This is a genomic window from Streptomyces sp. NPDC088733, from assembly GCF_044751185.1.
Classification (GTDB): Bacteria; Actinomycetota; Actinomycetes; order Streptomycetales; family Streptomycetaceae; genus Actinacidiphila.
In genome coordinates, this window is the sequence record NZ_JBIVLH010000006.1 from 20,499 (window position 1) to 35,218 (window position 14,720).

Annotated in this window: 10 protein-coding genes; 1 reads left to right on the top strand and 9 read right to left on the bottom strand. The window is 75.1% G+C overall.

Annotated elements, in window-relative coordinates; genetic code table 11:
• Positions 1-552: 552 nt before the first annotated feature.
• The 7 genes from ACIP64_RS12805 to ACIP64_RS12835 form a co-directional block, all read right to left on the bottom strand.
• Complete coding sequence (locus ACIP64_RS12805) at positions 553-1,662, bottom strand: protein phosphatase 2C domain-containing protein (RefSeq protein WP_401584829.1); 1,110 nt, start codon at positions 1,660-1,662, stop codon at positions 553-555.
• Complete coding sequence (locus ACIP64_RS12810; protein WP_401584832.1) at positions 1,635-2,621, bottom strand: hypothetical protein; 987 nt, start codon at positions 2,619-2,621, stop codon at positions 1,635-1,637. Before ACIP64_RS12810 ends, ACIP64_RS12805 begins: the two co-directional genes overlap by 28 nt.
• 1 nt (position 2,622) lies before the next feature.
• A complete protein-coding gene (locus tag ACIP64_RS12815; protein WP_401584835.1) occupies positions 2,623-4,002 on the bottom strand; it encodes a hypothetical protein in 1,380 nt (459 codons plus the stop codon).
• Between the two features lie 55 nt (positions 4,003-4,057).
• A complete protein-coding gene (locus ACIP64_RS12820; RefSeq protein WP_401584837.1) occupies positions 4,058-7,450 on the bottom strand; it encodes a hypothetical protein in 3,393 nt (1,130 codons plus the stop codon).
• Positions 7,447-10,086 (bottom strand): dynamin family protein, encoded by a 2,640-nt coding sequence (locus tag ACIP64_RS12825; protein ID WP_401584840.1) that lies wholly within the window; start codon positions 10,084-10,086, stop codon positions 7,447-7,449. The genes ACIP64_RS12820 and ACIP64_RS12825 overlap by 4 nt, the downstream gene beginning before the upstream one ends.
• A 98-nt stretch (positions 10,087-10,184) precedes the next feature.
• A complete protein-coding gene (locus ACIP64_RS12830) occupies positions 10,185-10,745 on the bottom strand; it encodes a hypothetical protein (protein WP_401584842.1) in 561 nt (186 codons plus the stop codon).
• Positions 10,742-12,439 carry a hypothetical protein gene (locus ACIP64_RS12835; RefSeq protein ID WP_401584844.1) on the bottom strand — a complete coding sequence of 566 codons (1,698 nt, stop codon included), beginning with the start codon at positions 12,437-12,439 and terminating at the stop codon, positions 10,742-10,744. The genes ACIP64_RS12830 and ACIP64_RS12835 overlap by 4 nt, the downstream gene beginning before the upstream one ends.
• A 303-nt stretch (positions 12,440-12,742) precedes the next feature.
• Between ACIP64_RS12835 and ACIP64_RS12840 the strand changes: the two genes are divergently transcribed.
• Positions 12,743-13,105, top strand: a complete 363-nt coding sequence (locus ACIP64_RS12840; RefSeq protein ID WP_360898836.1) for a UBP-type zinc finger domain-containing protein — start codon at positions 12,743-12,745, stop codon at positions 13,103-13,105.
• Positions 13,106-13,232: 127 nt separating this feature from the next.
• Here the strand turns inward: ACIP64_RS12840 and ACIP64_RS12845 are convergent, their stop codons facing one another.
• A complete protein-coding gene (locus tag ACIP64_RS12845) occupies positions 13,233-14,078 on the bottom strand; it encodes a thioesterase family protein (RefSeq protein WP_401584847.1) in 846 nt (281 codons plus the stop codon).
• Positions 14,075-14,698, bottom strand: coding sequence for a TetR/AcrR family transcriptional regulator (locus ACIP64_RS12850; protein ID WP_401584850.1), 624 nt, complete (start codon positions 14,696-14,698; stop codon positions 14,075-14,077). Before ACIP64_RS12850 ends, ACIP64_RS12845 begins: the two co-directional genes overlap by 4 nt.
• Positions 14,699-14,720: the final 22 nt, after the last annotated feature.

Below are 14,720 nucleotides of genomic sequence, written 5' to 3' on the forward strand. Positions count from 1 at the left end.
GCACACCGGCGTCCGGTGCATGTCGGCGCGGGCCCTCCACGGGGCCCGGACGACCTCCACCTGTCAAGTCCGCTGTGCTCCGGCCGTCACGGCGGCCGTGGAGCCGTGGGCCGCGTTCCTCGGTCTGGTGGGGGGAGTTCCCGGCTGTTGGCGGGCCGCTGTCGAGGGATGACGCGGGCGAGCCGACGTTGCGTCTGCGCGGCCGTCGACGCGCCGCCGCCGGGTTGCCGAGGCTTCCTCGCGGGCGCACCGGCGACCGGCAAGCTACGGGGGCGGCCTGCACGTGTTCGCCGTCCGCTACGGTCCGGCGCGCACGGCCGATGAGGCGTGGCGGGGGCCGCTTTTGCCGTGCGGGTGAGGGAGTTCAGGCCCGCCAAGGGCTTCCTTCGGGCACACCGGCGTCCGGCAGGGTCTGGGCGGCCTGCACCCGTTCGCCCGTTCGCTGTCCGCTGCGGTCCGGCGGTCGCGGCCGGTGAGGCGTGGCGGGCGGGGGAGTTCACGGCCGTTCGGACGCAGGTCGAGAGCCGGTGGCCGTCGGGGGGCCATCCACCGTCAGGCGGCCTCCCACAGGCACACCAGTGTGCGGTCGGTGTCGGCGCCGGCCGTGCGGAAGGCGGACTGCTGGAGGAACCCCAGGAGGTCGGGGGAGCCGGCGGTCCAGGCGTCGGCGAGGTGTTTGGCGACGTCGGGGCGGCGGATCAGCTCCGCGGTGGCGCCGGTGCACAGGACCAGCACGTCGCCCGGGCGGGTGTGCACGGACTGGTGGCGCAGTTCGCACCCCGCGGGCAGGGCGCGGCCGGGTGCCCACGCGGTGGCCTCGGAGAGCTCCAGCACCGGGTGCCAGGCGCCGTCGCGCAGCAGGAACGCCACGCCGGTGCCGGTGCCGAGGACGAGGTGGCGGCGGACGGGGGTCTCGCCGAGCGGGGAGAGCACCGCCAGGACGTCCGCCGACACGTCCCCGGTGTCGGCCTGGTGGCGGTGGCCGAGCCGTTCGAGGCTGTTCGCCGTGCCGCGGAGGGCCGTGCGCAGCAGGTCGGTCACCGTCTCCGGCGACGCGTCGTCCGACAGGGCGGTGTCCAGCGGCTTGGCGAAGGCGTCGAGTTGGGTGCCGAGCGACTCGCACAGCAGCTCGGCCGCGGTCCGTGACCACAGGCCCAGCGGGTTGCCCGCGGCGACCGCCGACAGCAGCGTGGGACGGGGGAACTCAGGGAGGGTGCGGGTCAGGAAGGCGTCGCGCCGGAACCTCTGGTCGGCGCGGTGGCGCCCGCCCCGCAGCGAGCCGCCCCGTACGTGGAGCGACCCGAGGTCGGCGCCGTCGACGACGGTGTCGTGGACGGCGTCCCGGCCCAGCGCGAGGCCGCCGGGCACGGCGGGCGGGAAGGGGCCCGGGCCGAACTCCGGGGCGGGGCCGATCCGTACGACCCGTTCGGGGCCGGGGACCTCGACGCGGACGATCCGCTCGGGGCCCGGTATCTCGACCTTGACCATGCGTTCCGGGCCCGGGACCTGGACGACGCGTTCGGGGCCGGGGACCTCGACGCGGACGATCCGCTCGGCCACCTCCGCGGGGCCCACGCGGGGACGGCGGCGTCGCACCGTCCACAGCAGCAGCGCGTTGCCGGCCAGGGAGAGGCTCAGGACGACGTAGACGAGGGTTTCCACCGTGGTTCCTCCTGGAGTGCGCGGAGCGCGAGGGCGGTGAGCGGGGCGCAGGACGCGGCGAGGAAGCGGGCGCGCAACTCCGCCGCGTAGGAAGGGTCGAGCAGGCGCACGGGGTCCGGCGGGGAGGCGGCCCGGCCCGGGCCCGCCGCGCGGGCGAACCCCTGCCGCGCGGAGCGCAGGGCGGCGGCGTAGCGGAGCGTGGACAGCCTGGCCACGGTCCCGCCGGCCGACGCTGTCCACGGGCCGAGGACCCGGTCGGCGAGGTCGGTCAGGCCCGCGGCGGTCCGCTCCCGCCCGGTCCCGGCGGCCGCGGCGTGCCCGGGCAGCACGGGCACCACGGTGAGGGACGCCGCCGCCTCGCCGAGCACGCGGCGGGCCGCCGCGGCCGACCACTCGCGCAGGCGCGGCCGCGCGCCCACCCCGAGCGCGTCCGCGCCCAGGACCAGCACCGCCGTACGGTCCGCGCCCACGGCGGCCACCGCCGTGGGGAGGATGTGGCGCAGGGCCCGGAGCCGGGCCCCGAGCCGCGTGCCGGACGCCGCACCGCGCGCGGCCGGCTCCAGTTCCCCGTACTCCACCGCCACCAGCACGGCGTGCGCCTGCCGCACGACGCGCTCGGCCGCGCGGTCCTCCCCGTCCGGGGCCGCGGGTCCGACCGCGGCGTCCAGCAGTTCGTGGCGCACGAGCGGTCCGGGTCCTGCCGGGCCGCCCGCGGTCGCCGCGTCGAGAGCGCCGTCGAGCACCGCGCGGAACCCGGCGGGCAGTGGTGCCGCGCGCACCAGGGCGATCCGGTGGCCCACCGCGTCCGCGGAGGCCGGGTCGCGCCCGACGTCCCCGGCGAGCGCCGGTCTGAGGCCGGCCCGCTCCCCGGTCGGGGTGGCGCCGAGGACCCGGGCCACATCGGCGGCCCAGGACGGCGGCGGGGGTTCCGGCAGGTGCCGGGGCGCCGGTGCGGGCATGTCAGCCGTGCCCGCGCGGGGTCCAGATCACCCGTCCCGGCCGCAGCACGGCTTCGCCCTGACGGGTGATCACATACGGCAGCCGGACCCACCACAGGACCTCCGCGGTGTCGCCCCGCCCGTACACCGTGATCGAGTCCTGGACGAGGCTGTCCAGGTTCTCCTTGGTCTGGTAGTTGGCGAAGCCGCCGCGCTGCTCGGCGCCCTCGCCCTTCAGCAGGGTCGCCACCTGCTCGACGGCCTCGCGCCGCCGCTTCTCCCACCAGCTGTCGCGGGGCGGGACGGGGTCCGGCACGATCTGCGCGAGGATCTCGTCGAGCTGGACCAGGGTCGCGACATGGGCCTCCCGGTCGGGGCCCGCGGCGCGGCTGGACGACTGCCGGCGCAGCGTGCGCAGGCACCGGTGCAGATGGGTCTTCCAATTGGCGACCCGCGCCCGGTCGAGTTGCCGGACCCCTTGGTCCCCCGCCGGCTGGTCGATGAGCGCCAGGCCGCCGCATCCCGAGCGCGTGCTCTCGTCGACGACGGCGACGAGCTGCGCCGCGCCGGCGACCAGCCGGCACAGCGCCCCGGTCTCCTCAGGGTTCTCCGTGTGGGGCGGCGACGCGTCCTGCGGGTCGACGGAGGGCGCCAGCAGGCCGACCAGTTCGCGCCACAGCGACGGCAGGCCGTCGCCCGCCGCCTGCCCGGTGCGGGGGATGCCGACGGCCTCCAGCACGTCGTCCCAGCCGGGCAGCAGCGCGTCCCCGGGGGAGCGGACGCCGAGCAGCTTCTCCAGGTCCAACAGCGGCGAGGCGGCGTCGTGGGGGTTGACGCGGAGCGCGTCCAGGCGCAGTCCCCGTGCCAGCGCCTCCGGCGTGCCGGGGTTCCGGAGGCGTTCCTTCGCCACCTTGGTCTGGAGGCCCGGGAGTTCGGGGTGGAACCGGGCGGGACGCCCCTTCCCCGCCGGGCTCTCGGGCCACCAGGTCTCGGTCAGCCTCCGCAGCTCGGCCTCGCGGCCGTCCGGCGGGGAGGCCGCCGCGGCGCGCGAGGCGGTCCGTGCCGGTGTCCGCCGCGGTGCCGGGTCCTCGGGTGTCGCCGCCGCCGGGGCCTTCGCCGCTGGCGGCGAAGGCGGTGGTTCCTCGGGCCGGGTCGCCCTGCGGTGCTGGAACGCCAGGACCGCCAGCTGCAGTTCGTCGAGGTGCCGGACGAGCGTCATCAGGGCGATGCGGCGGGCGTGCTCCGCCGGGTCCGTTCCCCCGCAGAGCGCGTGCAGGCTCGTGGTGGCGCTGTGCAGCCACGCCAGCGCGTTCTTCTCGTCCTCCTCGTGCTCCAGCGCGGTCAGGGCGCCGGCAAGGCCCTCGGCCGCCCGGCGTACGGCTTCTGCGGTGTCGTCCGGCATGCGGACCGCCTTCCTTGGCTCGGCCGCCCGTCCGGCGTCCGCTCGCGACAGCGGTTCAGTGCTCGCCACTGAAGGGGTTCCAGTCGGGGTAGAGGCTTTCCAGGTCCTGGCGCATCGGCGCGGTGTAGACCGCCCCGGGGTGCTCCTGCATCGCGCGGATGGTCTTGAACGTCAGGTACGGGGGCCGGCCGCCGTGGACCCGCAGCCTCCCGCGGCTGTCGAGGCTGAGGAAGTGCTCCGTGCCGGACCGGCGGCCCGCCGGGACGGGCACGTTGCCGAGCGTGTGCGCCCGCCCGTCCCCGTCCACCACCTCGATCACGTACTCGCCGGAACCGGCGAGGGGCGCGAACGGGACCAGCAGCCCCGGCAGTGCCTCGGCGGAGGCGGCCGGGTCGTGGTCGGTGTGGAAGGTCTCGGGCAGCCGCTCCGCGAGTGGCGCGCCGTCGTCCTGCCAGGGCCGGACGAGCTCGACGGACTCGGTCCGCTCGCCCTGCCGGTTGACCCCGTGCAGCCGGACGGTGCCGAGCAGCGCGGTGAGATGGCCGTCGACGCCGAAGGCCGCGTGCCGCGTGCCGACGAGACCGGTGCCCCGGCCGTCCGCCGGGCCGACCACGAGGTGCGCCCGGCGGCCGTGGCAGAAGTGGATGCCGGGTTCGAGGCGTTCGTCGATCTCCAGTTGCATGCGGATGCCGGGCTTGACGCCCTCCGACAGCCGGCCCCACCACAGGTCCTCGTCCAGCTGGACGTCCTCGGCCAGCGCGGTGCGCAGCACCGAGAAGGAGCCCCAGCTCATGCTGACCCGCCCGTTGAGCGGCCGGTGCAGGTCGAGCACCCGGCTCGGGGCGCGCCAGTCCGAGCGCACGGCGAGCCGTTCGCCCGCGAGCGACTGGTACGGGGTGCCGACGGTGAAGACCTTCTCCAGGTCGTTGTTGGCGTCCACGAGGCTGAAGTCGCACGGCAGGGTGGGGCAGATGTCGCCCACCACGATGTCCACCGAACTCGTCCGCGGCGCGCCGCCGGTGCCCTCGGCCCACTGGTGCCTGGCGGCACGGCTGCGGGCGTGCGCCCAGGCCGCGCCGATCGAGGTGGCCTGCTTGGCGAAGGGCGCCTCCACCTCGATGGCGGCCGGATTGCGGAACAGCGGCTTGTCGTTGGGGAGACTGCGCGGCGCGATCTCGTCGGCGACGGACTCCCGGGCGACCGGCATGGAGGTGCTGCGCCCGGAGAGGATGATGCGGTCCAGCGTGAGGGAGTCGTCGAGCGCGAAACGGCTCTGGACGAGCTCCACCGCGATGGTGGCGGCCTCCCGGAAGACGGGGCCGGCGAGCCGGTCGAACTGCGCCTTGCCCAGGGTCAGCACCTCCGGGTCCTCGATCTGCTCGACCAGGTCCAGGACATCGGGGCCCGAGCCGTCGCCGGTCAGCCCGGAGAGCCACTTGATGACGTCGGGGCGCAGCGCGCGCCACGAGTCGGCGCCCTCCTTGCCCAGGTGGATCTTGGCGTCCTCAGCCGCCGACCACAGCGCGTGGAAGACCGGGTTCTCCCGGGTGTCGCCCCGCTCCCACCCGGTCGGCAGCACATTGGCCAGCGCGGACCTGACGGTCTCCGGGGCGAGTTTCTTGGGCAGTTCGGAGCCGGAGAGGTGGGAGAGCACGGCCGTGGCCAGGCTCGGCGCGCCCGCGGAGCCGGTCAGCAGCGACTCGGGGATCAGGTCCAGCAGCTGCCGGTAGGTCTCCGACCCCTGGGCGCCGCCCGCCTCCTGGGCCTCGTACGCCTGCCGCACCAGGCGGTCGATGAGCGTGGCCTTGAGCAGGTAGTACACCCTCAGCGTGAGGTAGTCGCCGCCGAGGTCGGGGTGGCCGGTGGAGCCCAGCACCTCCGGGCGCAGCTCGTAGCGGCGCCCGCGCGTCCTGGCCTCCTCCTCGGTCAGCTCACCGCTGTAGTCGGTGAGGGTGAGGCCGAGCAGGGCGATGTCGGTGGTGCCGCCGCCGATGTCGACGACCAGCATGGTCTGCTGCCAGGTCGGCCACGCCGCCCCGGGCACCGGACGGGCAGCGGCGCGCAGGGCCTCCACGCCGGAACCGGTGTTGCCGGAGAAGTCCCTCAGCACGAAGAACAGTCCGGCGGCCACCCCTTCGTCGTAGCCGACGTAGACCTGGCTCAGGCCGGCCTTCGACTGCAGCAGGTTCTCCAGCCGCCGCTGCACGTCCGGCGCCGTCGTCGTGGGATAGGTGACGACGATCTCGGTGAGGTGCCGGGCCTCCTGGGTCTGCGGGTGCCGGGTCCTGGTCTCGGCGGCCTCGATCAGCCGGACGAAGGCCAGGGCGATCAGGTCGTCGGAGTGGTGGGCCACTCCGTCGCCGAGCCGCGGCACCGGGACCTGCACCGGGCGCCGCAGCATCCGCTTGAGTCCGCGCAGCGACCCGGAGTGCTGGTCGGACAGGTGCAGGGCGCCGTTCCTGACGTTCAGCGCGCTGGGCACCTCGTAGGTGTCCGTGGTCTCCCCGAAGTTGATCCGCTCCAGGCCGAGCCGCTTCAGGGGCGGCACGCGGAAGGCCCGGTTGTAGGCCCGGAACAGGCGCGGCACCAGCCAGTCGCCGTGGTCCGCCGTGCGGGCCAGCCGCTCCAGTTCCTGCGCCGTGCGCTCGATCAGCCGGCGGTCGGGGCCCTCGCCGCCGACGGTGAGCAGTTCGACCAGATGGGCGCAGGTGCGTTCGTCCTGCGGCCGGTCGGACAGGACCACCGCCGCGATCTCGTCCGCCGACTTCGGCCAGTCGGGCGGTGTCCTGTGCCCGGCTGTGGTCACGGCGGCCGGGCGGGCGTCCCGGCGCAGCGTGGCGGCGAGTTCGACCGCGAGGGCGCGGCCCTGGTCGGGGTCGATCCGCCAGGTCGTGTTCTCCTCGCCGTTGTAGAGGGTCGCGGTCGAGCTGGTGTTGCCGAAATCCACCGAGGCGAAGTGGACGAAGACCGGACGGTCCCCCACGTGCCGCGGAATGCCGTCCAGCAGGGGTGCCGCGGCGGGCGGCCCGTCCTCGGTGCTGAAGGTGAGCTCCACGGAGGCGAAGTCCTCGCCGGGAGCGCTCTTCTCGTCACGGAACGCCAGCTTCCAGCTGACGGTGACCCGTACGTCGCCCGGGGGAGTGCCGGCCGGCCGCACCACCTCCGCGGGGATGCTGAAGGCCGGGATCACCACCTGGCGGCCGTAGACCGGGTGCTTGCCCGTGAGGACCCCGCAGACCCAGTTGTTCTCCAGCCACTGGCGCAACGGCACGGGCCCGCCGCCCGTCTGCACCACCGTCAGGTCCTGCGGGTAGCCCAGCATGGCGTTGACCGAGTCCAGCGCCACCGCGGGCAGGGGGTAGCGGCCCTCCTGCTCGACGCTGGTGAACGCCTGGTCGATGCCGTTGAGCCCGGGCACCGGTTCGAACGTGATCTGCAGGATGCTCACTTCTCGGCCTCCCAGCGGCGCAGGACGGCACGGAGCGACTGCCGGGCGCCGTGTTCCTGCTCCTCGTCCTTCGCGCCGCCGCCCCGGGCGGCCGCGCTGATCATCTGTGCCACCTGGAGCGAGTCGGGCACGGCCTTCGCGTTCTCCTGGACCATGCCGATCATCTGGGCCAGCGCCGCCGCGAGCATGTCCGCGAACGCCGCGGCCGTCTGCTCGTACACCGACGCGACCAGCCGGTCGCGGAACAGGGCGACGGCGTACTGGCTGCTCTCCGCGTTCCGCCGCTCGGGGGAGGGATCGTCCCGGTACTCGTGGCTCCACGGCAGGACGTGGTCCTGGAGCTGCGGGAAACCGCCGACGGGTGCCTCGGTCCGCGCCTCGGCCCGCTTCCGTGCGCCGCGTTCGGCGGCCGAGGCGAGCGCCGAGGTACGGGCCAGCACCTTCAGCTGGGTCACCCGGAACGACGGGGTCGTGGCCCGGTCCGGCAGCTCGGCGAACAGGCTCTCCAGCCGTACGGCGGTCTCCTCCTCGGCGAGCCACGCGACCGACTCGCCGAACGCCTCGTCCTGTTCCGCGGCCCACGCCGCCGCCCACAGGGTCAGCTGCTCGAACGCGTCGTCGTACAGCGAGCGCACGGTCTTCTCGTACTGCTCGTGGAAGGCGGCCGTGGTGTCCGCCTGGCGCTCCCGGGTGCGGCCCCTGAGGTTGTCCAGGAACTCGTGCCGCTCCTCCTCCGGCAGGGCGTAGACCCATTCCGGGACGTCCTCCGGGTCCGTCCTGGGGGCCTTGGCGACCACGCCGTCCTGGAGGGTCGCGTACAGCTCGCCCCACAGCGGCCAGGTGAAGACCTGGGCGACCGCGCGCTCCTCCAGCCGGGCCAGCACCGAAGCGCCGCCGTCCCGGCGGGCCTTGGCCGGGTTGCGCAGCTCGTGCAGGCCGGTCATCAGCCGCTCCGCCGCGGTGCGCAACTGCTCGAACCGCTGGATGATCCGGGCGTGTTCCGGGCTGCCGGCGGCCACGCCCCGGGCGCCGGCCCGCACGTCCACGGTGCGCCAGGCCCGGTGGGTGCGCAGGAACTGCTCCTTGATGGTCTGCCGCTTGAGCCGGGCCCCGTGCTCCTCGATGTGGCGCGCGAGCAGCCCGCGCAGCGCCAGCAGACCGCCGTCACGGGCGTACTCGCCCAGCTGGTCCACCCAGTGGTGGCCGGGATCGGCGGCGGCGATGCGTCCGGCGAGCCGCCCCCACGCCAGGCGCTTCCTGCCGAGGGCGGCGATCTCCTCCTCGCTGGGCGAGGCCAGGTCCCGCAGGGTGCAGTCGAGTCCGGTGCCCTCGGTGGTCAGCGCGGTGAACACGGAGAACGGCTGCATCCGGTCGCGCCGCTGGAACAGCAGCTTGGCCGCGTCGGTGCGCAGGGAGTACAGGTCGTCGGAGTGCTCGGTGACGGTCTCACCCGTCGCGGCGACGCCGTCGGGCAGCTGCGGGACGTCCGCGCAGTCCCACTTGTTGAAGGCGACGAGGATGGAGTCGCGCAGCGCCGCCCGGTCGGGCCGCTGGGTCTCCATCATCCCGTAGAAGCTCGCGGCCAGGTCGGAGCCCATGAGGTCGCCGCGTGCCACCACCAGGATGGTCTCGACGTTCTTCAGCTGCGACTGGCACAGGTAGTCGTCCCGCCGGCCGGCCGCACCCAGGCCGGGGAAGTCCAGCAGCACCGCCCCGCCGTCGCCGGACTCGACGGGCGCCCAGGTGCCGGGGCGGACGGCGACGTCGAGGTTGATCCTGCGGATGAGGGGCGGGACGAGCCTGCGCCGGTCGGCCTCCTGCCGGCCCTCGGGGTCCGGCCGCAGGAGGCGGGTCAGCACCGCGGCGTCCAGCCGTTCCCGTGCGGGGGAGCGGCCGGGGTAGGGGGCTCCGGGTGTCTCGGGGCGTCCCGTGTCGGCCAGTTTCAGCGCCTCCTGGGCCGGCAGGGTGTGGGTGGTGCCGAACAGCGACGGCTCGGCGCTCAGCACGGCCTCGCTCAGCGCGTGCAGTTCCCTGACCCGGCCGCGTATCTGCTCGTTGTCCTCCGGGCCGGCCCACAGCGCGCCGCGGGCCCATGCGTCGAACCGCTGCCAGGTGCGCGGATCCCGCCAGGCGGGCAGCTCGGACGGGTGCGCGGACGCGGGAGTCCCGGAGCCGGCGAAAGCCGCGAGGAACTCCTGCAGGGGACGGCGGTCGACGGCGGGCTTGGACCGCTTGAGGTCGTCCGCCAGCTTCTCGGCCATGTACGTCAGGCAGGCCGCGAGTTCGGCCGGGCCGAGCAGTTCCACGGTCGCGTCGGGGCCCAGCGCCGTGGGGACGCCGTCCGGGCCGGGGCGCAGCCGCAGCGCGGTGACCTGCGCCGTGGCGGCACGGCGTGCGACCGGCAGGAGGTCGGGCTTGCCCAGGATCGCGCCGACCACACTGGACTTGCCGGCCGTGAACTCACCCACCACACCGATCGTCACCGGGGTGGTGGCCACGGCCTCCAACTCGTTCGTGTGCTGTCCGGCGTCGGTGAAGTCGTCCACGGCGTCGTCGGGGATGTCCGGCCAGTCCTCGACGGCCTGGCGGACCTCCCGGACGAATCGCAGCGCCTGTGCGGGGTCGTCCCATGTCACCTGCGTTCTCCTCAACGGTCGTGCTCGGCGCCGGTGTCCCGCGCGAGGGGTCCGGCGGTGGCTGGTGGGCGGGGGAGGCGCCGGCTCCGGGCCGGCGCTCAGGCGTTGTAGAAGAAGACCTCCATGCGCAGGGCACCGGAGGCGCCGCTCAGGTCGATGTAGCCGCGGTAGAAGGCGGCGTCGAGGGGGAGCAGCCGGTGGTGGCCCCGCAGTATCGCCTCGGCCGCCGCGTCGGCGTAGCGGGAGCTGCGGTCGGAGTCGGCCGCGCAGCCGGCGCACCCGCCGTCCGAGCCCCAGACGAAGATCATCGCGCCGCGCCGTCTCTCGCCGGCCAGGACCCGGTCCACCTCCTTGTTGATCCGGCGCCGCGCCGCCTCCCGGGCGCTGCCGGAGCCGCGCAGGTCGTCCGCCACGTCCTGGCTGACGAGCAGTTTCAGGCGCTTGCTGACCGGGTCCATGCCGATCCTGTTGGGGGGCGCCGCAGCGGACGGCGTGGCGGACGGTGCGGCCGAGGGCGCGGCGTAGGCCCGGGCGGCCGGTGCGGGTGCCGCGTCCTGGACGGTGTGGACGGTCTGGCCGCCCAGCACGATCAGTACGAGGACGAGCAGCAGGTCGGCGAAGAGCCATCCGGCGAGGTGCGTCACCCCGGGGCCTCTCATGCCGCGCCGTCCGTTCCGTCGTCCCGCGCCGCGTGGCCGGGGGAGCGGCGCAGGAGCACCGTGCCGCCCCGCAGCGGCGGTTGACCGCCGTCGGGGACCAGGGTGTCGTCCGGCGGCTGCCGGTCCGCGGGCACGGCGGGGACGTGGGGGACATGGGGCACGGCGTCGGCGGGAGGTTGCCACTGCCGGTCCGCGGGGTGGCCGGGCGCGGGCGCCGCGACGGGCGGCTCACGGAGGGCGCCGACCGTGCCGTCGAGCCGGCCGACGGCCTCGGTCAGGGCGGCCAGGGCGCTCTCCACACCGCCGCCCGCCTCGTGGAACCGTCTGCTGAGTTCCACCGCCGCGGTGGCGATGGCGAGTTCATAGGTGCGGGCGATGCGGTCGGCGCCCTCGCCGAGCGTGTACTCCAGCCACTCCGACAGCCCGCCACCGGCCGCGCCGAGCCGGCTGCTGGAGCGGTCGAGCGCGGCCGCGGCGACCCGTACCTCGTCCAGCAGCCGGGTGAGCGAGGCGCCCGCCTGGGCCGAGGCGTTGCCGACCAGCTGCCGGCCCTGCTGCGCGGTCACTTCGAGTGCCTTCTCGACCTGGCCCCCGATGTCCGCCATGCGCTGCGTGGCCGCGTCCGACAGGGCGGCGACCGTGCGGACCGCCTCGTCGCCCAGCGTCGCGACGCGCTGCGCCGAGGTCTCCGACGCCCGCCGGATGTCGTCGGCCGTCGCGCCCGCCGCCGCGGCCAGTTCCGTGCGCGCCCGCTCGATGTCCTCGGTGACCAGCCGGCCCATCGCCTCCGCGGCCACGGTGGTGCGTTCCGTCGTGGCGGCCATGCGGTCGCCCGAACGGTCCAGCCGGGCCGCGGCGACGTCGAGCGCGCCGGCCGCCGAGGAGAGCTTCTCGATGTCCTGCTGTGCGGTGCGCAGCAGGGCGACCGTGGTGTCGGTGACCTTGCGGCTCTCGGCGTGGGTGCGGTTCGCCGCCTCCAGCAGGGTGGTGAGCCGGGCGGCGGCGCCGCTCAACTCGGCGGCGAACCGGGCGGGTGTCTCCAAGCGCAGCGGCAGCAGGTGGAGTTGGGTCTCCGTGAGCAGCGGCAACAGCTGGTTCACGGCCTCCTGCACGGCCGTCTCCGCGGTTCCCTCCTGGCCGCGGCGCAGCAGGCCGGACGCGAGGGTCACCACCACGAGGAGGCCGAGGGACGCCAGCGTCCACCACACCTGCGCGCCGAAGGTGAACGCCCCGCTGAGATGGCCCGCGAAACCGTCCTGCCACAGGTCGAGGAAGGTACGCCCGTCGGCGATGCGCCGTCCTTCGCCGGTGGCACGCAGCTCCTGGTAGGCGTGGGTCGCCCGGCTCAGCCCGTACCAGGTGACCACCAGGGGGAGGAAGACCAGCAGGGAGGGGAGCAGGCCCAGGACGGAGCGCACCCGCGCCTCGCCTGCCGACGGAGCCGGCACGCGGTACGTGTCGGGGCGGCCGAACAGCATGAGCAGGTCGAGCTGGGCCCAGGTCGCGGCCTCTGCCTCCAGCACGGGCCCGGGGTCGCCGCTCCGCCGGCCCCCTCGCGGGGGTGTCCGGCCCGCCTGCCGGTCGACGGCGGCGGCGAGGCCCAGCAGCCCGGACCGGTGGACGGTCAGGGCGGGCAGCGCGGCCGCGGCCCGCAGTCGGTCGCCGAGACTTTCCGGCAGCGTGGTGTGACGCACAGTATTGTCCCCCCGTCAACGAGGCCGGTTTGCGCCCTTTGGTGCCTCGCTGAGGGGACAAGTGTGAAGGCGGCGTGGAGGACAAGGCAAGGCATAGACCGAAAAAGCCCTTGAATGCCATGAGTTGCCTGTTTGCCCGGACAGTTCCCCGGCGCGGTGGTGGCAGGGGGTCCGCCGGGGACGCCGTCGGCCCCTCCGGCCGTCCGCGCCGCGGGCGGGCCTGCCGCTTCGAGCGGTGCGGGAGCGGCGGGATGGCTAGCATGCGGGGAGAACATGATCGCGCGCGAAGGAGGCGGGTCCACCATGGCGGACGACCGTACGATCCCGGGCATCGACCCCACGGCCAAGCCGAGCGGCGAGGGCTGCGCCGACTGCGGCGCGGGCCAGGGGCCGGGCTGGTGGCTGCATCTGCGGCGCTGCGCCGAGTGCGGCCGGATCGGCTGCTGCGACTCCTCGCCGTCCCAGCACGCCACGCGGCACGCCCGGGAGGCGGGACACCCGTTCATCACCAGCTTCGAGCCCGGTGAGGACTGGTTCTGGAACGTCGACACGGAGGAGTACTACGAGGGGCCCGCCCTGCCCCCGCCGACCTCCCGCCCGGAGTCCCAGCCCTCCCCGGGCCCGCACGGCAGGGTGCCCGAGGACTGGCGTCAGCAACTGCACTGACGCGCTGCCTGGGGCGCGGGCGCGGTAGCCGCAAGGCTCCCTCGTGGCCGGCGTGGCGGGGCCGCAGGGACGATGCGGCAACTCCCCCGGGCAGAAGGCCGGGGGAGTGCCGACACGGCCTACCGGCCTACGTGTCCTCCGGCAGCCGCACCCGCGCCAGTTGCCGCGACTGCGCCACGAGACGGCCGGCCGAGTCCCAGACCTCGGCGTCCTCCTCCATGTAGCCGTCGGCGAAGTTGCGCGTGGAGTGCTTGAGCCGCAGCCAGCCCGGCGCGGGCCGGGCCCGGACGTGGGCGGTCAGTTCCAGGGTGGGGGCCCAGCCGCCGATGCCCAGGTCGAAGCTGGCCGGCGGGAGCGCGTCGACGGCCAGCAGCAGCATCAGCGGATCCGGCTCACGTCCGTCGGGCAGCCGCAGCCAGCCCTGGATCAGGCCGCGTCCGGACGGTGCTCCGACCGCCCAGCCGACGGTGTCCGGGTCCAGCCGCAGCTCGATGCGGTCCAGCATCGGCGCGATCTTCAGGAAGTCGGGCGGCGCCAGGTCGGTGCCGGCGCACCGTTCCGGGGGCGGCATCTGCGGGGGCGTCGCGGAGGTCCGTACGTCACCCGCGTGGTCGTGGCCGTCCAGGTCGCCGTAGGTGGCGATGGCGCGCAGCCGCTCCTGGCCGTCCTGCACGACCGACGCCGTCCCGGTGGAGACGGTGCGGCCGCGGCGGAGCGTCTCGGTGCGGACGGTGACCGGGCCGGGGCGCGAGGTCGACAGGTAGTACGCGCTGATCGAGAACGGGTCGCGGTGCCCGCGGTCGTCCCCGCCGAGTTCGGCGGCGAGCGCCCGCCCGGCCAGGGCCAGCAACAGGCCGCCGTTGATGCCCATGCCGATCCGCCAGCCCTCGTGGAGCTCGCCGTCCCGGAGCGAGGGGTCGTCCGGGCGGGGGGTCAGGGCGGTCTCGCGGTCGAAGCCGTAGGTCTCGGTCATCGTCGGCGTTCCTTGAGGTCGTACGAGGTGAACAGGGCGTCCAGCGCCGCGTCCGCGGACGGCGCGCCGGTCGCGAGGGCGAGGGAGCCCCACAGCCAGAGTTGCACCAGGCCGTGCAGTCCCGACCACAGGGCGCCGGTGAGCGCGCGGGAGTCGGCCTCGGGGTGCCAGCCGTCCGCCTGGGCGGCGCGTACGAGCACGAGCAGCCGGTCGTCGAAGGCCGACAGGCTCACCCGGCCCAGTTCCTTGTCCTGGGGGTCGAGCAGGTCGTGCCGGAACATCAGCGCGAACATGGCGGGCCGCTCCAGGGCGTAGGCCACGTATCCGCGGGCCCCGGCCCGCAGCCGCGCCGTCGCCGAGGCCCCTTCGGGGCAGTCCCGCACCGCGGCCTCCGCCGAGGCGTTGAGTTCCCGGAACCCGGCCGTCGCCACGGCCGACAGCAGTGCCGCGCGGTGCGGGAAGTGCTTGAGCGGGGCGCCGTGCGACACCTCGGCCCTGCGGGCGATGGCCCGCAGGGTCAGCCCCTCGACGCCGTCCTCGTCGAGGACGGCGAGCGCGGCGCCGAGCAGCCGGGCGCGGGGGTCGGTGGCCGTGGCGGGCATGGCGGGCACAGCGGGCATGGTGGACAGTGTCCACCGCGTG